Origin of the sequence: Pseudomonas sp. W17 (assembly GCF_040268305.1) — a bacterium.
In the GTDB taxonomy this organism is placed as follows: Bacteria; Pseudomonadota; Gammaproteobacteria; order Pseudomonadales; family Pseudomonadaceae; genus Aquipseudomonas; species Aquipseudomonas protegens.
This window is the reverse complement of the sequence record NZ_CP158490.1, coordinates 665,055-689,893: the sequence shown is the minus strand read 5'-3', so window position 1 is coordinate 689,893 and position 24,839 is coordinate 665,055. Positions and strand designations below refer to the sequence as shown.

18 protein-coding genes and 2 tRNA genes are annotated in these 24,839 nt (G+C 62.8%); 7 read left to right on the top strand and 13 right to left on the bottom strand.

Going from position 1 to position 24,839, the window contains the following annotated elements; translation table 11 throughout:
- Nucleotides 1–828, top strand: coding sequence for an ammonia-dependent NAD(+) synthetase (gene nadE, locus ABCR88_RS03040; protein ID WP_350404098.1), 828 nt, complete (start codon nucleotides 1–3; stop codon nucleotides 826–828).
- A 75-nt stretch (nucleotides 829–903) separates the two neighbouring features.
- On the opposite strand, the gene azu is transcribed toward nadE, so the two are convergent.
- Complete coding sequence (azu, locus tag ABCR88_RS03035) at nucleotides 904–1,350, bottom strand: azurin (protein WP_011058960.1); 447 nt, start codon at nucleotides 1,348–1,350, stop codon at nucleotides 904–906.
- Between the two features lie 351 nt (nucleotides 1,351–1,701).
- Here azu and ABCR88_RS03030 point away from each other — a divergent pair, with 351 nt between their 5' ends.
- Nucleotides 1,702–2,289 carry a TIGR00730 family Rossman fold protein gene (locus ABCR88_RS03030; RefSeq protein ID WP_041115472.1) on the top strand — a complete coding sequence of 196 codons (588 nt, stop codon included), beginning with the start codon at nucleotides 1,702–1,704 and terminating at the stop codon, nucleotides 2,287–2,289.
- Between the two features lie 68 nt (nucleotides 2,290–2,357).
- Nucleotides 2,358–2,534: a hypothetical protein gene (locus tag ABCR88_RS03025; RefSeq protein ID WP_011058958.1), complete on the top strand. Its 177-nt coding sequence runs from the start codon at nucleotides 2,358–2,360 to the stop codon at nucleotides 2,532–2,534.
- Between the two features lie 109 nt (nucleotides 2,535–2,643).
- On the opposite strand, the gene ABCR88_RS03020 is transcribed toward ABCR88_RS03025, so the two are convergent.
- From ABCR88_RS03020 to rnr, 11 genes are all read right to left on the bottom strand, one after another.
- Nucleotides 2,644–3,534 carry a transglutaminase family protein gene (locus ABCR88_RS03020; RefSeq protein WP_041115470.1) on the bottom strand — a complete coding sequence of 297 codons (891 nt, stop codon included), beginning with the start codon at nucleotides 3,532–3,534 and terminating at the stop codon, nucleotides 2,644–2,646.
- Nucleotides 3,534–6,020, bottom strand: a complete 2,487-nt coding sequence (locus tag ABCR88_RS03015; protein ID WP_041115468.1) for a circularly permuted type 2 ATP-grasp protein — start codon at nucleotides 6,018–6,020, stop codon at nucleotides 3,534–3,536. The genes ABCR88_RS03020 and ABCR88_RS03015 overlap by 1 nt, the downstream gene beginning before the upstream one ends.
- A gap of 87 nt (nucleotides 6,021–6,107) precedes the next feature.
- A complete protein-coding gene (locus tag ABCR88_RS03010; RefSeq protein WP_350404097.1) occupies nucleotides 6,108–9,383 on the bottom strand; it encodes a transglutaminase family protein in 3,276 nt (1,091 codons plus the stop codon).
- Between the two features lie 258 nt (nucleotides 9,384–9,641).
- Nucleotides 9,642–11,939 carry a YgiQ family radical SAM protein gene (locus ABCR88_RS03005; protein WP_011058952.1) on the bottom strand — a complete coding sequence of 766 codons (2,298 nt, stop codon included), beginning with the start codon at nucleotides 11,937–11,939 and terminating at the stop codon, nucleotides 9,642–9,644.
- Nucleotides 11,940–12,222: 283 nt separating this feature from the next.
- A complete protein-coding gene (dnaB, locus tag ABCR88_RS03000) occupies nucleotides 12,223–13,620 on the bottom strand; it encodes a replicative DNA helicase (protein ID WP_007921486.1) in 1,398 nt (465 codons plus the stop codon).
- 123 nt (nucleotides 13,621–13,743) lie between these two features.
- Nucleotides 13,744–14,190: a 50S ribosomal protein L9 gene (gene rplI / locus ABCR88_RS02995; RefSeq protein WP_007921484.1), complete on the bottom strand. Its 447-nt coding sequence runs from the start codon at nucleotides 14,188–14,190 to the stop codon at nucleotides 13,744–13,746.
- A 21-nt stretch (nucleotides 14,191–14,211) separates the two neighbouring features.
- A complete protein-coding gene (locus ABCR88_RS02990) occupies nucleotides 14,212–15,111 on the bottom strand; it encodes a hypothetical protein (protein ID WP_011058950.1) in 900 nt (299 codons plus the stop codon).
- Nucleotides 15,112–15,147: 36 nt separating this feature from the next.
- Nucleotides 15,148–15,378 carry a 30S ribosomal protein S18 gene (rpsR, locus tag ABCR88_RS02985; protein WP_002551829.1) on the bottom strand — a complete coding sequence of 77 codons (231 nt, stop codon included), beginning with the start codon at nucleotides 15,376–15,378 and terminating at the stop codon, nucleotides 15,148–15,150.
- 28 nt (nucleotides 15,379–15,406) lie between these two features.
- On the bottom strand, nucleotides 15,407–15,832 hold the full coding sequence (rpsF, locus tag ABCR88_RS02980; RefSeq protein ID WP_011058949.1) for a 30S ribosomal protein S6: 426 nt from the start codon (nucleotides 15,830–15,832) through the stop codon (nucleotides 15,407–15,409).
- 250 nt (nucleotides 15,833–16,082) lie between these two features.
- Complete coding sequence (gene rlmB / locus ABCR88_RS02975) at nucleotides 16,083–16,850, bottom strand: 23S rRNA (guanosine(2251)-2'-O)-methyltransferase RlmB (protein WP_015633942.1); 768 nt, start codon at nucleotides 16,848–16,850, stop codon at nucleotides 16,083–16,085.
- The gene (gene rnr / locus ABCR88_RS02970; RefSeq protein ID WP_011058947.1) at nucleotides 16,847–19,474 is read right to left on the bottom strand and encodes a ribonuclease R; all 2,628 of its coding nucleotides are present in this window, start codon (nucleotides 19,472–19,474) and stop codon (nucleotides 16,847–16,849) included. Before rnr ends, rlmB begins: the two co-directional genes overlap by 4 nt.
- Nucleotides 19,475–19,701: 227 nt before the next feature.
- Between rnr and ABCR88_RS02965 the strand changes: the two genes are divergently transcribed.
- The 4 genes from ABCR88_RS02965 (at nucleotide 19,702) to ABCR88_RS02950 (ending at nucleotide 22,816) form a co-directional block, all read left to right on the top strand.
- Nucleotides 19,702–19,788 (top strand) — tRNA-Leu (locus ABCR88_RS02965).
- 165 nt (nucleotides 19,789–19,953) lie between these two features.
- Nucleotides 19,954–20,040 (top strand) — tRNA-Leu (locus ABCR88_RS02960).
- Between the two features lie 185 nt (nucleotides 20,041–20,225).
- Nucleotides 20,226–21,251, top strand: a complete 1,026-nt coding sequence (locus tag ABCR88_RS02955; protein ID WP_337154676.1) for an extracellular solute-binding protein — start codon at nucleotides 20,226–20,228, stop codon at nucleotides 21,249–21,251.
- Nucleotides 21,251–22,816: an iron ABC transporter permease gene (locus ABCR88_RS02950; protein ID WP_011058945.1), complete on the top strand. Its 1,566-nt coding sequence runs from the start codon at nucleotides 21,251–21,253 to the stop codon at nucleotides 22,814–22,816. Before ABCR88_RS02955 ends, ABCR88_RS02950 begins: the two co-directional genes overlap by 1 nt.
- A 57-nt stretch (nucleotides 22,817–22,873) precedes the next feature.
- Here the strand turns inward: ABCR88_RS02950 and ABCR88_RS02945 are convergent, their stop codons facing one another.
- Nucleotides 22,874–24,808: a methyl-accepting chemotaxis protein gene (locus tag ABCR88_RS02945; protein ID WP_011058944.1), complete on the bottom strand. Its 1,935-nt coding sequence runs from the start codon at nucleotides 24,806–24,808 to the stop codon at nucleotides 22,874–22,876.
- Nucleotides 24,809–24,839: the final 31 nt, after the last annotated feature.

Genomic DNA, 24,839 nt, shown 5'->3' with positions numbered 1-24,839 from the left:
ATGCAAGCCGTACAGCGTGAGATTGCGCAGCAGCTCAAGGTCCAAGCACCTTTTCCCGACCACGCCGCCCTTGAGGCAGAAATCGCCCGGCGCATCCGCTTCATCCAGGACTGCCTGGTCAATTCCGGGCTCAAGTCCCTGGTCCTAGGCATCAGCGGCGGTGTCGACTCACTAACCGCCGGCCTGCTGGCCCAGCGCGCGATGCGTGAACTGCGCGAACGCAGCGGTGACGACAGCTACCGCTTCATCGCGGTGCGCCTGCCCTATGAAACCCAGTTCGACGAACACGACGCCCAGGCCTCGGTGGATTTCATCAACCCCGACGAACGCCACACGGTGAACATCGGCCCGGCGGTCAAGGCCCTGGCCAACGAAGTGGCGGCCTTCGAAGGGCAGCACGCGGTGTCCCGGGACTTCGTCCTCGGCAACACCAAGGCGCGGATGCGCATGGTCGCCCAGTACACCATCGCCGGCGCCGCCCACGGCCTGGTGATCGGCACCGACCACGCCGCCGAAGCGGTGATGGGCTTCTTCACCAAGTTCGGTGACGGCGCCTGCGACCTGGCGCCCCTGAGCGGCCTGGTGAAGAACCAAGTGCGTTCCATTGCCCGCTATTTCGGCGCGCCCGAATCCCTGGTGGAAAAAGTGCCGACCGCCGACCTTGAAGACCTGTCCCCGGGCAAGCCGGACGAAGCGTCCCATGGCGTCACCTACGCCGAGATCGACGCCTTCCTGCACGGCCAGCCGGTGCGCGAGGAAGCCTTCAAGATCATCTGTTACACCTACCGCAAGACCCACCACAAGCGTGTCATGCCGTTCGCCCCATGACCCGCCTCGCTCCTACGGATGCACACAAAAAAAGCGCCCCTGGGGGCGCTTTCTTGTTGCAGCCGGGCCTGATGCTTACTTCAGGACCACAGCGCCTTTCATCATCGAGTTGTGGCCTGGGAACGAGCAGAAGAACTGGTAGCTTTCGCCAGCGGTCAGCTTCGATACGTCGAAGGTCACCGAATCTTTCTCGCCGGCACCGATGATCTTGGTGTGGGCGATGACGCGGGTGTCGCCTTCCTTCAGGTAGCTCTTGTCGATACCGGCGGCCATGCCGTCGGTGGCGATGCCAGCCATGTCTGCGGTCTTGCTCAGTACCCAGTTGTGGCCCATGACGTTCTTCGGCAGGCTGCCGGAGTGGGTCAGGTTCACAGTGAAGGTCTTGCAGCTCTTGTCGATGGTGATTTCCTTAGTGTTGAAGGACATCTGGTCGGTAGAGTCGACATCGACCTTGCATTCGGCGGCCATCAGTTGGCTGCTGGCCAGTGTCAACAGGGATACCGCAACGAGTTTGGCAAACATGGTGAATCTCCAAGGCAGGGTTAACAAAATCCATCTGAATCCATGGGACGGAAGACTGCCTGAATTTCTCGCAAGTTCCTATGATTTGCATCAAAAAATTGTATACAACTCTCTGCTATCGACCTGATCAAGACAATCAACCGGCCAGCGGCATGGCACGCTTCTAGAATCACGCCATCGTCCCTGATCGGAGTCACCCTCATGCCGTTGAACAGCCTGTTTCGCAGCTTGCTCGCCGCCTACGCCTGTGGCGCCAGCGGTACCCATGAAACCCCGCAACGGGAGGTTTAATACTTGGAGCGAGGCCGGCGAGCCTTTACTCTGAGGCCATCAATGACCTCGGAGTAAGGCATGTCGTTAACTTCTGTCTGTGTATTCTGTGGCGCCAGCACCGGCGCCAACCCTCTCTATCGTGAAGCCGCCCAGGCCTTGGGTCGGGCCATCGCCGAGCGCAAGCTGACCCTGGTGTATGGCGGCGGCGCGGTAGGGCTGATGGGCATCGTCGCCGACGCGGCCCTGGCGGCCGGGGGCGAAGTCATCGGGATCATTCCGCAAAGCCTGAAGGACAAGGAAATCGGCCATCGCGGCCTGACCCGCCTGGAAGTGGTGGACGGCATGCACGCCCGCAAGGCGCGCATGGCCGAGCTCAGCGACGCCTTCATCGCCCTGCCCGGCGGCCTGGGAACCCTGGAAGAACTATTCGAAGTCTGGACCTGGGGCCAGTTGGGCTACCACCACAAGCCGCTCGGCCTGCTGGAAGTGAATGGCTTCTACGAAAAACTCAGCGGTTTTCTCGATCATATCGTCGGCGAAGGCTTCGTCCGTGCCCCGCACCGTGACATGCTGCAAATGAGCGAGTCGCCGGCCGGCCTGCTGGATGCGCTGGACGCCTGGCAACCGACGGTCCCGGACAAATGGGCCGAGCGCAAACCCAGCTAACCACCCAGGCCCGATAACAGGCAGAATACGCGCCGCTCAACCTCACCTTCGACCCCAGAGGATCGCCCATGGCCAAACCCAACTACTCCTTCGCCAAACGTCAACGTGACTTGGCCAAGGAACAGAAGAAAGAGGAAAAGCTGCAACGCAAGAAAGCCGCCGCTGAAGAAACCAGCGCACTGAACCCGGATGCAGAAGGTGAAGTGAGCGTCGACGACGCCGAGCCCGAGGCCCCCCAGGCCTGACCTGCCCCGTAGGAGCTGGCTGGCCAGCGAAAGCGCTCTCCAGCCCTACGCAATATCCGCAGGCCCCATCGCTGGCAAGCCGGCTCCTGCAAGGTCGGAAATGGCAGTGTCATGCCAGAGGCATGACGGTGACCCGAACATCCGGGTCATGGCTGCCCCCTCCCAGAATCACCCCACGCAACGGCGACACATCGGAAAAATCCCGGCCCCAGGCCAGGGTGATGTGCTCCAGCGCCGGCTGCACGTTGTTGGTCGGGTCGAAATCCACCCAGCCCAGCACCGGGCAAAACACTGAAACCCAGGCATGGGAAGCATCGGCGCCGATCAGCCGCGGCTGCCCCGGCGGTGGCTGGGTCAGCAGGTAGCCACTGACATAGCGCGCCGCCAGCCCTCGCGAGCGCAGGCAGGCCAGCATCAGGTGGGCGAAGTCCTGGCACACCCCGCGCCGACGTTCCAGCACCTCCACCAGCGGCGTCGCCACCTGGGTGGCTTCGGCGTCGAAAGTGAACTCACTGAAGATCTTCTCCATCAACGCCTGGGCGCCCTGCAACAGCGGCCGCCCCGGTACGAAGCAACTGGCGCAGAACTCGACAAAACTCTGCTTCAGATGCACATAAGGCGATTCGAAACGGTAGCGACAGGCTTCCAGCAACGCCTCGGACAAGGACTGGCCGCTATAGGCCAGGGCGCCGCGGGCGGCATCCCAGGGCAGTGACGCGGCAAAATCCAGCGCCGGCCGCTCCAGCACCTCGACACTGAGCTGGGCATTGACCAGCAATTCGTCATGGGGCCGCTCGAAGGCCAGGCGGGTCAGCGGGTTGCCGAATACATCCTGCTCGTCACGACGGCTGGTAGGGTCGGGGCTGATCAGCAATTGCCGCTCGCTGCACAGTTGCCAGGCACAGGCCCGGGGCCACAGGTGCGCCAGTTGCTGGGCCAGGGACACCGGGCTGTCGTAGCGGTAGTGGGTGTCGTGGAACACCTGGTAGCGCGCGCTCATCAGACCGACACCGTTTGTTGGCTGACATCATCCACATGGGCGAAATGCCGCAGCGCCAGGCGGTCCGAAACCTGCCCGCTGACCTCGGCGATCTCCTGCAGCAGGTCCGCCAGGCCCTCCACTGCGGCGCGCACACTGGCCTCGCCGAACAGCGAGTTCTCCAGGCAGCCCAGGTCGAAATGCGCCAGGCGCTCCACCAGCCGCGGCAGCGCCAGCTCGCGGGGCACGCCGAAATCATCGTTGAGGCGCTTGAGGGTGCGGGTCACCAGCTTGAGCTGAAACAACACGGCGTGGGGGTTCTGTTCATCCAGCAGCAACAGGTCAAGGACCGGAATCAACTGCGCCACCGCCAGGTAGCGCGACCGGTAGGTGATGCTGCTGTTACCCAGTTCCAGCAGCCAGTCCAGGCCGGCCTGATCGAAGGCCGCGGTGCCCCGCAGGAAGGCCGCGAGGCTGCTGCTGAGGAACTGCAGGCGCTCGATGCGCCGGCCGATCATCAGGAAGCGCCAGCCTTCGTCGCGGGTCATGTCGTCTAGGGCGAACCCGGAGAGCGCCGCCAGGGACATCACCAGGCGGTTGAGAAAATCCAGCAGTTCGGCGAAATCCGGCTCCGGAGTGTCCAGCTCCTGGGCCTCGCGCTGCAGCTCCACCAGGGCCTGCCAGTTTTCCCGGGACAGCTTGCCGCGTACCTGGGAAGCCGCCCACTGCAAGCGTTGCAGGTTGGAGCGCAAGCTGAAGGACCAGTCCTCACCCAACAGGGCCGCCAGCAGGCGCTCGGGCAGCTCGCCCTCATCCGGCAGCAGCATCAGGCTTTCTCCCAGGTCCACCGCGGCCAGCAAGGCTTGCGGGTCATCGCCGTCGACATAGCGCGCCAGCATGATCCGCAGCAGCCGCGCACTGTCGTCACAGCGCTCGCAATAACGGCCGAACCAGAACAGGTTTTCCACCACCCGCGACGGCAGGTAGGGATCGCGGCGCACCAGGTCATACACGCCGATGGTGCGCTGGGCCTTCCACTGCTCGCCGCTGGGCGCCCGCTCCCCCAGCACCCAGGTGTCCTTGCTGGCGCCACCGCGCTGCATCGACACCACTTCGGCACCGGCCTGGGAAGCGACCCGGGTCAGGCCTCCGGGCAGCACCCGGTAGCCGTCCTCGCTGGCCACCGCATACACCCGCATGCCGATGGCACGGGGCTGCAACTGCCCGTTCTCGGCCTGCCAGACCGGCGCCTGGGACAGTTGCGGCAATTCCTGGGCGACATAGGCATAGGGCCGCGCCCGCATGCGCTCAGCCAATCGCCGACGTTGCTCGGGGTCCAGGTCGCGGCCCAGCACCGGCGTGAAGCTCTGGGAAGCGAAGGCCGGCTTGACCAGCAGATCCGGGAGTTTTTCCAGGGCCTGCTGCAGCACCGGGGCCTCGCCGCACCACCAGGTAGCGATGGACGGCAGAAGCAGTTCCTCGCCCAGCAGAAACTGGCTGATCCTCGGCAGGAAGCCCAGCAGGCCGGGGGACTCCAGCACCCCGCTGCCCAGGGCGTTGGCCACCAGCACCCGGCCCTGGCGCACCGCGTCCAGCAGCCCGGGAACCCCCAGGGCCGAGTCGGTACGCAACTCCAGCGGATCGCAGAAATCGTCGTCCAGACGACGCATGATGGCGTGCACCCGGCGCAGGCCGCTGAGAGTCTTGAGGTACACCGTGGCATCACGCACGGTCAGGTCGCCGCCCTCCACCAGCGGGTAGCCAAGCTGTCGCGCCAGGTACAGGTGCTCGAAATAGCTCTCGTTGAACCGCCCTGGCGTCAGCAGCACCACCAGCGGCGCTTCGCTGTCCCGGGGTGCCTGGCGGGCCAGGGTTTCCTGCAGGGTGCGGAAGAACCCGGCCAGGTGCTGCACTTGCAGGTCGCGGTACAGGTCGGGGAACGCCCGGGACACGCTCATGCGGTTCTCCAGGGCATAGCCGGCCCCGGAGGGCGCCTGGGTACGGTCGGCGGTGACCCACCAGCGCCCGTCCGGGCTGCGTGCCAGGTCCACGGCATACAGGTGCAGGAAGGTCTGTTCCGGCGGGCAGATGCCCTGGCACGGCCAGAGGAAATTGTTGTGGCCGAACACCAGTTCCGCCGGCAACAGCCCTTCGCGGATCAACCGCTGCGGGCCATACAAATCCGCCAGCACGGCATTGAGCAGGCGAGCGCGCTGGGCGATTCCGGTGGACAGCAACTGCCATTCATCCGCCGCGATCACATGGGGCAACAGGTCCAGTTCCCAGGGCCGGTCGGCGCCCTTGGGGTCGGCATAGACGTTGTAGGTGACGCCGTTCTCGTGGATCTGCCGGGTCAGCAGCGCCTGGCGCTGGGCCAGTTGCCCGGGGCTGCTGCGCTGCAACTGTTCCAGCAGCCGCTGCCAGTGCGCCCGAACCTGGCCCTGGTCATCCAGCAACTCGTGGTAGGTACCCGCCGTCAGCGGGTAACGGTCTAGCAAGTCAGGCATGGAACACTCGGCAGACGGCAGGGAAAGTCAGATTAACGCACCGCCATGACGCCCGGATATGGCTATCTCACAGGCGTCGCAGGTGGATTAGAAACGTCGCAAATCCAGGCTCAGCGGCAACTCGGCATTGATCACCACTGGCGGCACCTCCAGGCTTCCCGGGCTATGGCCCAGGCGGAAGAAGCGCGCCATGCGCCGGCTTTCCGCCTCGTTGGCATTCACCGGCAGGCTGGCGTAATTGCGCCCGCCGGGGTGAGCCACATGGTATTGGCAGCCGCCCAGGGAGCGCTGCATCCAGGTATCCAGCAGGTCGAACACCAGCGGTGCATGCACCGGGATAGTGGGTTGCAGGCAGTTGGCCGGTTGCCAGGCGCGGTAACGTACCCCGGCGACAAACTCGCCGACCCGCCCGGTGGGATGAAGGGGCAGCGCCACGCCATTGCAGGTCAGCACGTGGCGCTCGGGTACCAGGCCGCCGACCTTGACCTGCAGGCGCTCCAGGGAAGAGTCGACATAACGCACCGTACCGCCCGCCGCGCCCTCCTCCCCCAGCACATGCCAGGGCTCCAGGGCCTGGCGCAGTTCCAGCTCGATGCCACTGACGGCGTAATCGCCGACCTTGGGAAAGCGGAACTCCAGGTGCGCGGCAAACCATTCGGCCCGCAGCGGGTAGCCGGCGGCATTCAGCTCCACCAATACATCAGCGAAATCCTGTTCGATAAAGTGCGGCAACAGAAAACGATCGTGCAGTTCGGTGCCCCAGCGCGCCAACCGGGCCGGCGCGTAAGGCTCGCGCCAGAAGCGCGCCACCAGCGCCCGCAGCAGCAACTGCTGGGCCAGGCTCATGCGCGCATGGGGCGGCATTTCAAAGGCCCGCAGCTCCAGCAGGCCAAGGCGCCCGGTGGCGCCATCCGGCGAATACAGCTTGTCGATGCAGAACTCGGCGCGATGGGCGTTGCCGGTGACATCGATCAGCAGGTTGCGCAGCAGGCGGTCCACCAACCAGGGCGCGCACTCCTGGCCGGGAGCCGGCATCTGCGCGAAGGCAATCTCCAGCTCGTACAGCGCGTCATTGCGTGCCTCGTCGACCCTCGGTGCCTGGGACGTGGGGCCGATGAACAACCCGGAAAACAGGTAGGACAGCGACGGGTGGTTGTGCCAGTAACTGATCAGGCTGCGCAGCAGGTCGGGGCGCCGCAGGAACGGCGAGTCGGCCGGGGTGGCTCCGCCAAGGACAAAATGGTTGCCGCCGCCGGTGCCGGTGTGGCGCCCATCGATCATGAACTTCTCGCTGGTCAGGCGCGTCTGCCGGGCCTGCTCATAGAGAAACTCGGTGCGCTCCACCAACTCGTCCCAACTGACCGAGGGCTGCACGTTGACTTCAATCACCCCCGGGTCCGGGGTCACCCGGAAGTTGCACAGGCGCGGGTCCGCCGGCGGCTCGTAGCCCTCCAGCAAGACCGGGCAGCGCAGCTCCTCGGCCGTGGCCTCGATCACGCTGACCAGTTGCAGATAATCCTCCAGACGCTCCAGGGGCGGCATGAACAGGTACAACCGCCCCTCGCGCGCCTCGGCGCAGAGCGCGGTACGGGTCAGCCAGTCGGCAGACTCGTCCACCTGGGGCACCCGCTCGTCCGCCACAGCCGGCTCATCAATCGCTGCCAGCTGAGCCGCGCCTGCCAGTTCGGGAAAATCCTGGTTCGGATCGGTGGCATGAATGAACGGATACTCCGCCGCCGTCACCCAGGGCTGGGACGCCAGGGGCAAGCGATAGCCCAGGGGCGAATCACCCGGCACCAGCCGACAATGGCTATCGCGCAGGTACCAGCGCCCGCTCTGCCACTGGTCGCCCTTGGCGGTACGGGCCAAGGGCAGGACCTGGCCGATGACCTTGTCCAGCCCCTGGCGGAAAACCTTGCGCAGGCGCTCCCGCTCCAGGGCATCCTCCAGCCGCGAATCCTCGGCGCTGACATTCAGCGGCAGGCTGCCTTCGCGCCACAGGTAGTAGAAATTGTCCTCGTAGGCGGGAAACACAAAACGCGCAGGCAGCTTCAGACGCTCGGCGACACTGGCCAGAAAACGTCCGGCCAACAGCGCATCGGCGGCGTAATCTTCATGCTCGTCGGCAATCAGCGCGTTGTTGCGCCACACCGGAACACCGTCGCGACGCCAGTGGCAATTCAGCGACCAGCGCGGCAGTTGCTCTCCCGGGTACCACTTGCCCTGGCCGAAGTGGACCAGGCCCTGGGGCGCATAGTGCTGGCGCAGGCGCTGGAACAGCTCGCCGGCCAGGCGGCGCTTGTTCGCCCCCAAGGCTGCTGTGTTCCACTCCGGGCCATCGGGATCGTCGATGGCGACGAAAGTCGGTTCGCCGCCCATGGTCAGGCGCACATCCGCCTCCAGCAAGTCGACATCGATCTGCCGGCCCAGGGCCTGGATCGCCAGCCATTGCTCGTCGGTGTAGGGCTTGGTCACCCGGGGCGCTTCCCAGATGCGCTCCACACTCATCTCATGGCTGAATTCACATTCGCAGGGTTCCACCAGCCCGGTGATGGGCGCCGCTGAAGAGGGGTCGGGGCTGCAGGCCAGGGGAATATGCCCTTCCCCGGCGAACAGCCCGGACGTGGCATCCAGGCCGATCCAGCCGGCGCCCGGCAGGTACACCTCGCACCAGGCATGCAGGTCGGTGAAGTCCACCTCGGTGCCGGAGGGGCCATCCAGGGATTTGACGTCCGCCGTCAGCTGGATCAGGTAGCCGGAGACAAAGCGCGCCGCCAACCCCAGGTTGCGCAGCAATTGCACCAGCAGCCAGGCCGAGTCCCGACAGGAGCCGGAGGCGTTGAGCAGGGTCTGCTCCGGAGTCTGCACCCCGGGCTCCATGCGGATCAGGTAGGCGATGTCGGCACTCAACCGCTGGTTCAGGCCCACCAGGAAATCCACCGCCGGCAGCGGTGAGCGCGAAATGGCGCCCAGGTAAGCCTGGAACCTCGGCGTCAGGGGCAGGGTTTCCAGGTAGGGCGCCAGCTCGCGCTGTTCATCGGCGGCATAAGCGAAGGGAATCTGCTCGGCGTAGGGCTCGAGGAAGAAATCGAACGGGTTGAACACCGCCATTTCCGCCAACAGGTCGACTTCGATCCGCAGCTCGCTGGCTTTTTCCGGGAACACCAGACGCGCCAGGTAATTGCCCTGCGGGTCCTGCTGCCAATTGATGAAATGCTGCTCGGGCTGAACCTTCAGCGCATAGGAAAGAATTCGCGTGCGACTGTGGGCCGCCGGGCGCAAGCGAACGATCTGCGGGCCCAGTTCGACGGCGCGGTCGTAGCGATAGTGCGTGACATGGTGCAATGCGACATGAATCGACACGGCGTGCCTCCTGCGAGCCTGAACGGTGGGAGAACCTGCGCAAGACTTATGCCAGCGCGCAAGTCCATGGGGTTGTTCAGCGACCCTGGGCAGTACAGCACCAAAACCGCGCAACCGGTGTATCCCTGTGCAGGCCGTTGCACATAAATGTGCCAGACGGCGCCCGATGACCAGGCATATGGGAACCCGCGCAGGCAAGAAAACCCATCACCCTAAAAGCAAAACGCCAGCTCCGTGGCTGGCGTCTTGCGGTGGGTGTTAGCGCGGTACTACCGGCTTGCGGGTCGGCTTCTTGCCCTTGCCTTTGGCCGCATCGGCGCGCTCCTTGGCTGCCTGCTTGTTGCGGGCAAACGCCGCAGCCTTGGCCTGTTCGCGCTTGTCCCAGGCATTGCCGCCGTCGCTGCCGCGAGGAGGTAGCCCGGTGTGCTGGGTAAGGATCTTGGTTTCCTTGGCCACCTTGTGGCTGCCGGCCGGTGTCGAATTCTTGCGACGGGCACTTTGGTAGCTGTCGGTAGCCGGCTGGTGGGTCGGAATCAACTGGTTCTTGCCCGGACCGATCAGGTCGCCACGACCCATGCGCAGCAGAGCCTCGCGCAGCATCGGCCAACCCTTCGGATCGTGGTAGCGCAGGAACGCCTTGTGCAGGCGGCGCTGCTCCTCGCTCTTGACGATGGTCACGCCGTCGCTCTTGTAGGTGACCTTGCGCAGCGGGTTCTTACCCGAGTGGTACATGGCCGTGGCCGTGGCCATCGGCGACGGGTAGAACGCCTGTACCTGGTCCGCGCGAAAGCCGTTGCCCTTGAGCCACAGGGCCAGGTTCATCATGTCTTCATCGGTGGTGCCCGGGTGGGCGGCGATGAAGTACGGAATCAGGTACTGCTCCTTGCCCGCTTCCTTGGAGTATTTCTCGAACATCCGCTTGAAGCGGTCGTAGGTGCCGATACCCGGCTTCATCATCTGATTGAGCGGACCTTCCTCGGTGTGTTCCGGGGCGATCTTCAAGTAGCCGCCCACGTGGTGGGTCACCAGCTCCTTGACGTACTCCGGCGATTCCACGGCCAGGTCGTAGCGCAGGCCGGAGGCGATGAGGATCTTCTTCACCCCGGGCAAGGCACGGGCGCTGCGATACAGCTGGATCAGCGACGAATGGTCGGTGTTCAGGTTCGGACAGATACCCGGGAACACGCAGGACGGCTTGCGGCACGCGGATTCGATTTCCGGGCTCTTGCAGGCGATGCGGTACATGTTCGCGGTCGGGCCGCCGAGGTCGGAAATGACCCCGGTAAAACCTGGGACCTTGTCGCGAATTTCTTCGATCTCGCGAATGATCGACTCTTCAGAACGGTTCTGGATGATCCGCCCTTCGTGCTCGGTGATGGAGCAGAAAGTACAACCGCCGAAGCAGCCGCGCATGATGTTCACCGAGAAGCGGATCATGTCGTAGGCCGGGATCTTTTCCTTGCCATAGGCCGGGTGCGGAATGCGCTGATAAGGCATGCCGAACACGTAGTCCATTTCCTCGGTGGTCATGGGAATGGGCGGCGGGTTGAACCACACGTCCACTTCGCCATGCTTCTGCACCAGGGCGCGGGCGTTGCCCGGATTGGTTTCCAGGTGCAGCACGCGGTTGGCATGGGCGTACAGGACCGGGTCGTTGCGCACCTTCTCCATGGACGGCAGGCGGATCACGGTCTTGTCCCGGGTCATGCGCGGGCTGGCAAGGATCTGCACCACCTTGGCTTCCTGGGGATCGTCCACCGGGCCCTTTTCCTGCTCGATGGCGCAGGCCTGGGTGTCCTGGGTATTGACGTAGGGGTTGATGATCTTGTCGATCTTGCCCGGGCGGTCGATACGGGTGGAGTCCACTTCGTACCAGTCCTTGGGCGTGTCGCGGCGGATGAAGGCGGTGCCGCGCACGTCGGTGATGTCTTCGATCTTGTGGCCGTAGGACAGGCGCTGGGCCACTTCGACGATGGCTCGCTCGGCGTTGCCGTACAGCAGGATGTCGGCGCTGGCGTCGATCAGGATCGAGTTGCGTACCCGGTCCTGCCAGTAGTCGTAGTGGGCGATGCGGCGCAGGGACGCTTCAATGCCGCCGAGAACGATGGGCACGTGCTTGTAGGCTTCCTTGCAGCGCTGGCTATAGACCAGGCTCGCACGATCCGGGCGTTTGCCCGCCAGGCCACCGGGGGTGTAGGCGTCGTCGGAGCGGATTTTCTTGTCGGCGGTGTAGCGGTTGATCATCGAGTCCATGTTGCCGGCAGCGACACCGAAGAACAGGTTCGGCTCGCCGAGCTTCATGAAGTCGTCTTTGGACTGCCAGTTGGGCTGGGCGATGATCCCGACGCGAAAGCCCTGGGACTCCAGCAGCCGACCGATGATCGCCATGCCGAACGACGGGTGATCGACGTAGGCATCACCGGTGACGATGATGATGTCGCAGGAATCCCAGCCGAGCTGATCCATCTCCTCCCTGCTCATGGGCAGGAATGGTGCTGGCCCGAAACATTCGGCCCAGTACTTGGGATAGTCAAATAACGGCTTGGCTGCTTGCATGTCGATGACCGGTGTTGGCTTGGATAGGGACGCGTTGATTCACAGGAAAATTCGCGGGCGCGGAATATAGCACAAAAAATAACCAATTCCGACCAAAAGGGTCGGAATTCATTGTCACGTCACGCGACCCGTGGCGAGGGCGTTTACTCCCGCTCGCCTGCGCAGCAGGCGCAGAGTCGGTGGCGACAATATATCTGGAGCAAGGCGCCGACCGGCCTTGGGGCCGCTGCGTGCTCCAGCGGGAGCACGCTGCCCCACCAGAGCACCACCATGGCTGGCGCCGTTATTCGTCGTCGTCGAAGTTGTAGCTGCCCGGGGCGAGGTTCTCGAAGCGGGTGTACTTGCCGATGAACGCCAGGCGGATAAAGCCGATGGGGCCGTTCCGCTGCTTGCCGATGATGATCTCGGCAATGCCCTTGTGCTCGGTTTCCGGGTGATACACCTCGTCCCGGTAGACGAACATGATCACGTCGGCGTCCTGCTCGATCGCTCCGGATTCCCGCAAGTCGGAGTTCACCGGGCGCTTGTTGGGACGTTGTTCCAGGGAGCGGTTGAGCTGGGACAGGGCCACTACCGGGCAGTTGAACTCCTTGGCCAGGGCTTTCAGGGACCGGGAAATCTCGGAAATCTCGTTGGTCCGGTTGTCGCCGCTGGAGCCTGGAATCTGCATGAGCTGCAGGTAGTCGATCATGATCAGGGCGATATCGCCGTGCTCACGCACCAGGCGCCGGGTCCGCGCACGCATCTCCGAGGGGCTGATGCCCGCGGTGTCGTCGATGAACAGCTTGCGGTCGTTGAGCAGGTTGACCGCCGAGGTCAGGCGTGGCCAGTCGTCGTCTTCCAGCTGGCCGGAACGGACCTTGGTCTGGTCGATGCGGCCCAGCGAGGAGAGCATACGCATGATCAGCGATTCACCTGGCATCTCCAGGGAGTACACCAGCACCGCCTTGTCGCTGCGCAGTACCGCGTTCTCCACCAGGTTCATAGCGAAGGTGGTCTTACCCATGGACGGACGGCCGGCGACGATGATCAAGTCGGCCGGCTGCAGGCCGCTGGTCTTCTCGTCGAGATCGGTATAGCCGGTGGACAGGCCGGTGATGGCGTTGTCCGTGTTGAACAGGGTATCGATGCGGTCGATGGCCTTGGTCAGCAGTTCGTTGACCCCCACCGGGCCGCCGGTCTTGGGCCGCGCTTCGGCGATCTGGAAGATCTGCCGCTCGGCCTCGTCGAGAATCTCTTCGGCGGTGCGCCCTTCCGGGTTGAAGGCACTGTCGGCGATCTCGGTGCTGATGCCGATCAGCTGACGCAGGGTGGCCCGCTGACGAACGATCTGCGCATAGGCCTTGATGTTGGCCACCGACGGAGTGTTCTTCGCCAGTTCACCCAGGTAGCCCAGGCCGCCGACCTGCGAAGTCTGGCCTTCCTTGTCCAGTTGCTCGGACAGGGTGACCACGTCGATGGGCATGTTCTGGTCGGCCAGCTTGGCAATGGCGCGGAAGATCAAACGGTGGTCATGCCGGTAGAAATCGCCGTCGGACACTTGATCCAACACACGTTCCCAGGCGTTGTTGTCCAACATCAGACCACCGAGCACGGCCTGTTCGGCCTCGATGGAGTGCGGCGGCACCTTCAGGGCAGCGGTTTGCAGATCGTATTGCTCGGGAGCGGAGATATCGTTCATGGCCACTTGGAATTCGGGGGTGAAAATCAGGATCAGCAGAAAGACAAAGGGCACGACCTGTAAACAGGATCGTGCCCGATGTTAACCGTCAGCCACACAAGGTGCCAGACGATTTGGTACTGCTTAAGCAGCCACCACGACAACGCGTACGGTTGCTTCAACTTCAGCGTGCAGGTGCACGGCTACGTCGAATTCACCTACGTTGCGGATGGTGCCGTTCGGCAGACGAACTTCGCTTTTTGCCACTTCAACGCCCGAGGCGGTCAGTGCATCAGCGATGTCGTGGGTGCCGATCGAACCGAACAGCTTGCCTTCGTCACCGGCGGTGGCAGTGATGGTCACTTCCAGCTCAGCCAGTTGCGCAGCGCGAGTTTCGGCAGAAGCCTTCTTCTCTGCAGCCAGTTTTTCCAGCTCGGCACGACGCGCTTCGAACGCAGCCAGGTTGGCAGCGGTAGCAGCGGTGGCTTTGCCGAAAGGCAGCAGGTAGTTACGGCCGTAACCAGCCTTAACGTTTACCTTATCGCCCAGGTTGCCCAGGTTGGCGATTTTTTCCAGCAGGATCAGTTCCATTTGGTAATAACCTCTTAACTTTTAACCTTCACCGTTCGCAGAGCCGTTATCAGCGTCTTTCGGCGCCAAACGACCGCGAAAATCAACCAGACTGTCGACAATGGCCAGGACCACGAGCAACGGATAGATCAGCTGCATGAACGGCAACAGCGTGACGTACAACCCCACCAGCCAGAACCTGGCCAGTCGCCCTTGTGCCACCAGCCCGTGAATCAGGGCCAGCCCGGCAAAAGCCAGCGGGACACTGCACATCGGCGTCAGCATGGCCAGTTGAGGTCCGAAGTTCGGCCCCACCAGCATGCACGCCAGCAGCAACATCGCTGGCCCAAGAGGGATTCTGATGGCGCGAAACTCGCGACCAAAACCACCCGGGTTATACAACACAGCCTGCCAGTAACGCCCAAGAATCAGGCTCAGCACGCTGATGGCTTGCAACAGGGCCGCTATCAGGCCGGTCAGGATCGGGGCAATCAGCGTGGCAAGACGAGCTCGCTCTTCAACCGATAGCTGCTGGTAGACCTCACCCAAGGCCATCGGCAGGATTTTTATCAATTCCTGTGACAGCGCTTCGATCTGAGGGCGGAAAGCCGCACCCAGGACTCCAGCAAACACCAACCCCATCGCTATGCTGACCAGCAGCACGCGGCTCCAGGACTCGCTTGCGCGCAAAACCAACGCAAGACTCGAAGAACCCAGCAGCACCAGAAGTGCCCGCGGGTCATCGAACGTCAGCCACCAGAGCAAAGCTGGCAGCACTCCCAGAGCGAGGACGCCAAGGGCATCCTTCAATCCGCGCCGCAGAAGCACCAGGCTCCCGGCGGCAGCACCCAACCAATACAACAACGGCAATGCCGAACAGCCAGCCACTACCAGAGTGGCCTGCATACGACCGCGCATGATGAACTCAGCTAAGGCGCGCATGCATTCAATCCCTTACTACTTGTCGACTGCCCGATCTCAGCGGCCGTGGCTGTCGGTGTAGGCCAGCAGGGCCAGGAAGCGGGCGCGCTTGATAGCGGTGGCCAGCTGACGCTGATAACGAGCTTTGGTACCGGTGATGCGGCTTGGAACGATTTTGCCGGTCTCGGATACGTAGGCTTTCAGAGTGTTGAGATCTTTGTAATCGATCTCTTTCACGTCTTCAGCGGTGAAGCGGCAGAATTTACGACGACGGAAGAAACGTGCCATGTAATTGGCTCCTCAAAAGGTCCGTGGATTACTCGTCAGCGTTATCGCTGGCGTCGCTGTTGTCGCTGTCATCGCCATCGGCGCTGTCAGCATGCTCAGGACGGTCACGACGCTCACGGCGCTCACTGCGGTTTTCTTCAGCCTTGAGCATCTCGGATTGGCCAGTGATGGCTTCTTCGCGACGGATGACCAGGTTACGGATCACAGCATCGTTGTAACGGAAGTTGTCTTCCAGCTCAGCCAGGGCTTTACCGGTGCACTCAACGTTCAGCATCACGTAGTGAGCCTTGTGAACATTGTTGATTGCGTAGGCCAGTTGACGACGGCCCCAGTCTTCCAGACGGTGGATTTTGCCGCCGTCTTCTTCGATCAGCTTGGTGTAACGCTCAACCATGCCGCCGACTTGCTCGCTTTGATCCGGGTGGACCAAAAAGATGATTTCGTAATGACGCATGAATGCTCCTTACGGGTTGTAGCCTGCCGCCTATAAGCGGTCAGACAAGGAGTGAATGACACTGGTGTGTCTTGCCTGGTAGTAGGCACATATGCGCCTGCCGTCACGGCAAGGGGCGCAATTGTAGAGAAGGGGGAACAGCGGCGCAAGGCAATTGGTGATTATTTGAACAACCACCTGCGGGAGCCGGCGTGCCGACGATGGACGGCAGCACGCGCCTCGCCGGCAAGCCGGCTCCTGCAACTGCGAGTCAGGCTTTCTTGGCGCCGGCCTTGGCCTTGGCACCGCGCTGGCGCATGGCTTCGAACAGGCATACGCCAGTGGCCACGGAGACGTTGAGGCTGCTGACGCTGCCGGCCATCGGCAGGCGTACCAGGTAATCGCAGTGCTCGCGGGTCAGGCGACGCATGCCCTTGCCTTCGGCCCCCATGATGATGATGGTCGGCCCGGTCAGGTCCTGGTCGTACAGTTCCTGTTCGGCCTCGCCGGCGGTGCCGACGATCCACAGCCCACGCTGCTGGAGCTTCTCCAGGGTGCGGGCCAGGTTGGTCACGGCTACCAGCGGAATCACTTCGGCGGCGCCGCAGGCCACTTTGCGCACGGTCGGAGTCAGGGTCGCCGACTTGTCCTTGGGCACCAGCACTGCCAGGGCACCGGCCGCATCGGCAGTACGCAGGCAGGCCCCGAGGTTATGCGGGTCGGTCACACCGTCCAGCACCAGCAGCAACGGCGCGCCTTCGGTACGGTCCAGCAGCTCGTCGAGCATGGCCTCGCCCCACACCTGGCTCGGGCTGACTTCCGCCACTACGCCCTGGTGCACGCCTTCAACCCATGCGTCCATCTCACGACGCTCGGCCTGGCCAACCGAAACACGGTTCTGCGCAGCCAGGTCCACCAGCACCTGAACCCGTGGATCACTGCGCCCTTCAGCCAACCAGATCTGCTTGACCCGCTTGGGATGGTGACGCAGCAACGCTTCTACGGCATGCACACCGTAGATCTTTTCCAACTGACTCATGACTTGGCCTTAGGTTTGCGCGCCCCGCCGCTTTTAGCGCCGGAAGCGGAGCCCGCCTTGGGCGGACCTTTACGATGTTTGCTCGGCTTGGCGGGCTTTTCGCCAGCGCGCGAGGGCGCCGGCTTACCGGACTTTCCCGCAGACGTCGCTTTACCACCGCCCTTGGCTTCGGCCAGCAGCGCCCGCTTCATTTCACGGCTTTTGCGCACTTCGGCGTTTTTCGCTGCAGCGTCGCTTGGACGATAAGCCTCGACCGCCTTTTCCTTGGCGGAGCTGCGACGCCCCGCCTTGGCTGGAGCCGGCTCTTCCACGACCTTGCTGGCAGGTGCGTCCGCGGCGCCACGCTTCTTGCGGCCGATCGGTGCGTTGATGGTCTTCTCGGCCATTTCGAAATCGATCTTGCGCTCGTCCAGGTCGACGCGCATGACCCGCACTTCCACAGTATCGCCCAGGCGGAAGCTGCGACCGGTGCGCTCGCCCGCCAGGCGGTGATGCACAGGGTCGAAGTGGTAGTAGTCCCCCGGCAAGGCGGTGACGTGCACCAGGCCCTCGACGTAGATGTCGGTCAACTCGACGAACAGGCCGAAACCGGTCACCGCGGTGATCACACCCGGGAAGGACTCGCCCACACGATCCTTCATGAACTCGCACTTGAGCCAGTTCACTACGTCCCGCGTGGCCTCATCGGCACGGCGCTCGCTCATCGAGCACTGCTCGCCGAGCTGCTCCAGGGTCGCTTCGTCGTACGGATAGATACGCGCCTTCGGAATGGTCATCGCCCCGGCGCGGCGCACGTGCGGCGTGTCCTGCTTGGAGTGGATGACGCTGCGGATGGCCCGATGGGTCAACAGGTCCGGGTAGCGACGGATCGGCGAGGTGAAGTGGGTATAGGCTTCGTAATTCAGGCCGAAGTGGCCCTGGTTATCAGCGCTGTACACCGCCTGGCTCAGGGAGCGCAGCATCACGGTCTGGATCAGGTGGTAATCCGGACGGTCCTTGATGGTTTCCAGCAATGCCTGGTAGTCCTTCGGCGTCGGACCATCCTTGCCCTTATGCAGGGATAGGCCCAGCTCGCCGAGGAAGGCGCGCAGTTTTTCCAAACGCTCCGGCGGCGGACCATCGTGCACCCGGTACAGGGCCGGAATCTCGTGCTTCTTGAGGAACTCGGCGGTGGCCACGTTGGCCGCCAGCATGCATTCCTCGATCAGCTTGTGCGCATCATTGCGGGTAGTCGGACGAATTTCGGCGATCTTGCGCTCGGAACCGAAGATGATCCGGGTTTCCTGGGTCTCGAAGTCGATGGCGCCCCGGGTATGGCGAGCCCCCAGCAAGACCTTGTACAGCGCATACAGCTGCTTCAGGTGCGGCAGGACATCGCCGTATTCACCGCGCAACTGTTTGGCTTCGCTGGTTTTCGGCTGCTCGAGCATGGTGCTGACCTTGTTGTAGGTCAGACGCGCCTTGGAGTGGATCACCGCTTCGTAGAACTGGTAATCGGTCATCTCGCCGGACTTGGAGATGGTCATCTCGCAAACCATGGCCAGGCGATCGACTTTCGGGTTCAGCGAGCACAGGCCGTTGGACAGTTGCTCGGGCAGCATCGGGATCACCCGCTCGGGGAAGTACACCGAGTTGCCGCGCACCTGGGCTTCGGCATCCAGAGCCGAACCGATCTTCACGTAACTGGAGACGTCGGCAATCGCCACATACAGCTTCCAGCCACCACCGAACAGGCGCAGCTTGCCGGGCTTGGCTTCGCAGAAAACAGCGTCGTCGAAGTCGCGGGCATCTTCGCCGTCGATGGTGACGAAAGGCAGATCACGCAGGTCGATGCGCTTCTCTTTGTCCTTCTCTTCCACTTCGGGCTTGAGCTTGCCGGCTTCCTTGAGCACCGCCTCTGGCCAGACATGAGGAATATCGTAGGTGCGCAGGGCAACGTCGATTTCCATGCCCGGTGCCATGTAGTTGCCCACCACTTCCACCACATCGCCTTGCGGCTGGAAGCGCGGCGTCGGCCAGTGAGTGATCTTCACTTCGACGAACTGACCGATCTTGGCATTGGCATTGCGCCCCGGCGTTACCAGCACTTCCTGCTGGATCTTCGGGTTGTCTGCCACCACGAAACCGATACCACCTTCTTCGAAGTAGCGACCGACGATGCTTTCGTGGGCACGGGACACCACTTCGACGATCACGCCTTCGCGACGGCCGCGGCGATCCAGGCCGGAAACCCGGGCCAGGGCGCGGTCGCCATCGAATACCAGACGCATTTGCGCCGGGCTCATGAACAGGTCGTCGCTGCCGTCATCCGGCACCAGGAAGCCGAAGCCGTCACGGTGACCGCTGATACGGCCGAGAATCAGGTCGAGCTTGTCCACCGGCGCATAAGTGCCGCGGCGGGTATAGATCAGTTGAGCGTCGCGCTCCATGGCGCGCAGGCGGCGGCGCAGGGCTTCCAGCTGGTCTTCCGTGGTCAGACCGAACTCTTCTACCAACTGCTCGCGACTAGCAGGCGAACCCCGGTCAGCAAGATGCTGAAGGATGAGTTCGCGGCTAGGAATAGGGTTTTCGTATTTTTCCGCTTCACGAGCGGCCTCGGGATCGAGGGACTGCCAATCGGCCATTAGATAAATTTCACCTTGTCTATATGCGGGTTAGTTTGGCATACGCGTATTGAAACGGGAAATTTCAGGCTCAGACAACCTAGGAATAATCCTCGCCATCACCTCAGAAACATCGTCACGCATACCGCCGGAGAGTTTTTTTCAATCTTTTTTGAAATCTGGGGTTTACAGCTCAAAAGAGCCTCCGTATAGTGCGCGCCATCGACGACGGAGACGTCAGCGATACTGCCCAGATGGTGAAATTGGTAGACACGCCAGCTTCAGGTGCTGGTGGCCGCAAGGCCGTGGAAGTTCGAGTCTTCTTCTGGGCACCAATTCAAGAGCTTGAGATTAGATCAGTTTCAAGGCTCGAACAAAAACCCGCGAAAGCGGGTTTTTGCATTCTAAGTGTTTGATTTAATAAAACCAAAACAGGGGTTTACAGATCAAAACGCTGTCCGTATAGTGCGCTCCATCGACACGGCGACAACGTCGATATTGCCCAGATGGTGAAATTGGTAGACACGCCAGCTTCAGGTGCTGGTGACCGCAAGGTCGTGGAAGTTCGAGTCTTCTTCTGGGCACCAATTCAAAACTTGAGAGCATCGCTTTCAAGTCTCACAAAAACCCGCGAAAGCGGGTTTTTGCGTTTCAGCCTTCTGATATTTCCCCGCACCATCGCCTTCCTCCGCATCCGCAAAGCGCACATGAGAAACGATATCGTTTATGATTGTTACAAGTTTTTGCGGCACTACAGTGAGGAAACCTGCGAATGATGTTCAGAAATACCCTCCTTCCAACATCCCTTCTGCGTGGCTTGACCATCACTTTGCTGGGGCTGACCCTGGCATCCCCCTCCACCCAGGCAGCCGATCCGGTTTCCCTGACCCTGTACAACGGTCAGCACAAGGAAGTCGGCGACGCGGTAGCCAAGGCTTTCGAAGCCAAGACCGGCATCCATGTCAATGTCCGCAAGGGCAGCAGCAATCAACTGGCCAGCCAGGTTGTCGAAGAAGGCGACCGCTCCCCCGCTGATGTGATCTACACCGAAGAATCCCCTCCCCTGAACAAACTCGGCGAACAGGGCCTGCTGGCCCAGACCGACGCCACGACCCTGGCCGTGCTGCCCAAGGAATATGTTGCGGGCAACGGCACCTGGATCGGTGTCACCGCGCGCGTACGAGTCGTCGCCTTCAACCCGAAACTGATCGACGAAAAAGACCTGCCCCAGTCGGTGATGGAATTCTCACAGCCGCAGTGGCAAGGCAAGGTTGGCTTCGTGCCCACCAGCGGCGCTTTTCAGGAACAGGCCGTGGCCATCATCAAGATGCACGGCAGGGATGCTGCCGAAGAATGGCTGACCGGCCTACGGGCTTTCGGCAAGGTCTACAGCAATAACATGGTGGCCCTCAAAGCCGTGGAAAACGGCGAAGTGGCCACGGTCCTGGTGAACAACTACTACTGGTTTGCCCTGCAACGGGAAAAAGGCCAGCTCGACTCGAAACTGCACTACTTCACGGGCGGCGACGTCGGCGGCCTGATCACCGTGTCCAGCGCAGCCGTACTCAAGTCCAGCAAACATCCGAAAGAGGCCCAGCAGCTTCTGGCCTACATGGCCAGCGAAGAGGGCCAGCGGGTGATTACCCAGACCACGGCCGAGTACCCGCTGCATAAAGGCATGCAGTCCGATCGCGGACTCAAGCCCTTCAATGAACTGGAAGCCCCGAAGGTGACCCCAGCCGATCTCGGCAATGCCGAGGAAGCCCTGGACCTGGAACGTGACGTCGGCCTGAACTGATGAATCCATCGCCATCCGCTTCCGCCTTGCGCACCACCTTTGTGCCGAGGCGCAAGCGGCCTTCAATCTGGCTACTGCTGCCAGTCCTGCTACTGGTCTGCCTGAGCCTGTTGCCACTGTTATATGTCGGCCTCAAGGCCTGGCAGGCCGGCTGGGCTGAAGCCCTGCACCTGCTGTGGCGCCCCTATGTGTTGCGCCTGCTGAGCAATACCCTGCTGCTGATGCTCGGCGTGACCCTTGCCTGCGCCGTGCTCGGCCTGTCCCTGGCCTGGCTGCTGGAACGCAGCGATTTGCCGGGAAGGCGGATCTGGGGCGTGGTGCTGTGCTTGCCCTTCGCCGTACCGGCCTTTGTCAGCAGCTTCACTTGGGTATCCCTGAGCGCCGGGTTCGAAGGACTGGGCGGCGCGATCCTGGTGATGACCCTGTCCAAATACCCGCTGGTGTTCCTGCCGGTGGCGGCCACCCTGCGTAATCTCGACCCCTCCCTGGAGGAATCGGCGCGGACCCTGGGGCAAAATCGCTGGGGCGTGTTCTTCAAGATAACCCTGCCCTTGCTCTGGCCTTCATTGCTGGCCGGCTCGCTGCTGATTGCCCTGCATATGCTGGTGGAGTTCGGCGCCCTGTCGATCATCGGCCTGCAGACCTTCACCACCGCCATCTACCAGCAATTCGAGCTGGAGTTCAGCAATGCCAACGCCGCCATGCTGTCGGCCGTGTTGCTGGCGCTGTGCCTGCTGCTGCTGGGGCTGGAACTGCGCGTCCGTGGCAAGGGCCGCCATGTACGCACCGGCCAGGGCGCAGCCAGGCACGCCGAACAGGTACGCCTGGGGCGCTGGAGCATCGGCGGACAGCTTTACTGCCTGATGCTGGCGCTGATCGGCAGCGGTGTCCCCCTGGGCATGCTTGCCTATTGGCTGGCCGTCGGTTCATCGGCAGCCTTCCCCGTCGCGGCAATCAGCGAAGCATTGCTGTCTTCACTGGCCCTGTCCCTGGGCGGCGCCGGCCTGTGTCTGGTGCTGGCAGTGCCGGTGGGCCTGCTGGTGGTGCGCTACAAGGGGCGCCTGGCCATCTGGGCAGAGCGCCTGCCCTATCTGCTGCATGCCCTGCCAGGGCTGGTGATCGCCCTGACCCTGGTGTATTTCGCGCTGCACTATGTGCCGGTGCTGTACCAGACCTCGGCGCTGCTGCTGATTGCCTATGCCCTGCTGTTCCTGCCCCTGGCCCAGGCGCCGATCCGTACCGCGCTGAACAAGGCCGCGCCACAGCTGGAAGAAGCAGCAAGAACCCTCGGCGCATCGTCGTTCAGCGCCTTTTGCCGAGTGACCCTGCCGATCATCTTCCCGGCGCTGGGCGCGGCTTTCGCCCTGGTCTTTCTGGATGCGATGAAGGAACTGACAGCGACCCTGCTGCTCAGCCCAACCGGGCTCAACACCCTGGCCACAGAAGTGTGGGCGCATACGGCGAATGTGGAGTTTGCAGCGGCGGCACCTTATGCGGCGCTGTTGATACTGGTGTCAGGGCTACCGGTCTATCTGCTGACAACGCGGATGTATTTGAGTCGCTGAGAGGTGGCAAGCCGGCTCCTGCAGTAAGGTGGCAGGAGCCAGCTTGCCGGCCAGGCATCAGGCGCGGAACTGACCGAGGCTGGCCTTGAGCTGCGCCGCCAGGCTGTCCAGTACCTTGCCGCTGGCGGTGGTTTCTACCACGGCCTGAGCCGCCCGCTCGGCCTGGGCATGGATGGTTTCCACCCGCCCACGCACCGCCTGCGCGCCCTGCGCCTGATGGGCCGCAGCCTGGGTGGCCAGGCCAATCGCGGCGTGCACCTGCTCTACCGAAGACTGCACCGATTGTTGCAGGCGAGCACTGTCGCGCAGCACCAGCAAGCCCTCGCTGGCCTGACGCCCGGCCTGACCGATAGCCGCTACGGCCTCCCGCGCGCCCTGCTGCAGGGCACCGATATGGGCCTGGATATCGCCAGTGGAGCTTTGCGTCTTGCTGGCCAGGGCCCGCACCTCATCCGCCACCACGGCAAATCCGCGCCCGGTCTCGCCGGCGCGCGCGGCCTCGATCGCAGCGTTCAATGCCAGCAGGTTGGTTTGCTCGGCAATGCCATGGATCACCGTCAGCACCACCTCGATCTGCTCGCTCTGCTGGGCCAGGCGCTCGATCACCTTGGCCCCGGTATCCACTTGCCCCGCCAGCGCCTCGATCAGGCTGCCGACCTGCTCGGAGGTGCGGGTAGTCTCGTCCGTCGCCTGACGAATCTCCACCACCTGCTGCAGTGCGGCCTGCATCGCCTGGCTTTCCGCCTGGGCTTCATCGGCCATCTGCGACAACGCTCGCAGGCTCTCTGCCACCTCATCACGCTGCGCTTCGGCTGCGGCATCAGCCCCGGCATTACGCTGGCTCATGGCGCCGATCTCGACGCCTGTGCGCTGGGCCACATCCCCCGCTTCCCGCACGATGGGCTGCAACTTATCCACAAAGCGATTCACCGCCGAGGCCATGTCGCCAATCTCATCATTGCTGTTGAGCGGCACACGCTTGGTCAGGTCACCTTCGCCCGCTGCCAGGTCATTGAGCGCAGCGATCAGCAAATGCAGCTTGCTCACCACGCGACGCCCCAGCACCACTGCCAGCAACAGCAGCAGGGCCAGGCCAACCAGCGCCAGGCCGACGCCGATCTGCCAGCGCAAGGTGGCCGCCGCCTCCTGCACCGTGCTCGCGGTATTGGCCTGCATCTGTGCCGCCGTACCCTGGGCCGACTGCAAGCGCGAGCGCATGGCCGCCGAGCTGTCGGCAGAAGCTCCCTTGAGGCTGTCGCCAACCAACTGATCGCTGCTGGCAATCAAGGCACTGAAACGCTGATCCAGGGCGGCGATATCGGCCTCCACCGACGCGGTGGAGACTCCCATCAGCACCTTGCCGATTTCCACGCCATTGGGATTGATCGAGGCTTCAAGGTAGTACACCGAAGGATCGTTCTTCGCTGCATCCAGGACTTTGTCCAGCGCCCGGTCGCCCTTGCCCTTTTCCAGCAGCGCCTTGTTGATCGGGTTTTCACGATTCAGGTAGCGGGTCAGGTGCTCTCCCGCCGCATCGTCATAAACCACGAACAACACATTGGGGTTGCGCTGAGCCCGTCGGGCGAACTCGGACAAGGTCGGCACATCACTGTCCCACATGGCGCGAGGCGCCACGGAGGCCAGCAACTGAGCCATGTCATTGGCAGAGTCCTTCAGGTCCTTCTCCAGCGCCGCACGCAGCTGTACCTGTTCTTCCTTGAGACGCGAAGACAGGCCGGCCGTGAGGCGTTGGCGGGTACTGCTGGAAAGACTCTCCAGACTGGAGGTGACTTCTTTGCCCGCCTGCTCGAGCTCGCCAGCCAATTTCTGGCTGTCGCCGCCCAGGCGCGAAGCCAGATCCGCCTCGAGTGCGGTCACTGTGCTCCGAGTCAGGGCAACCGCTACCAGCACTTGCACCAAAAGGGCGATACCGAGAGTAACGAACACAGGCCGTAGTAAACGGCTTTGTAACAGTGAGAGAACGGCCGACACAGGAAATCCCTCTACTTTTGACGCCATTATT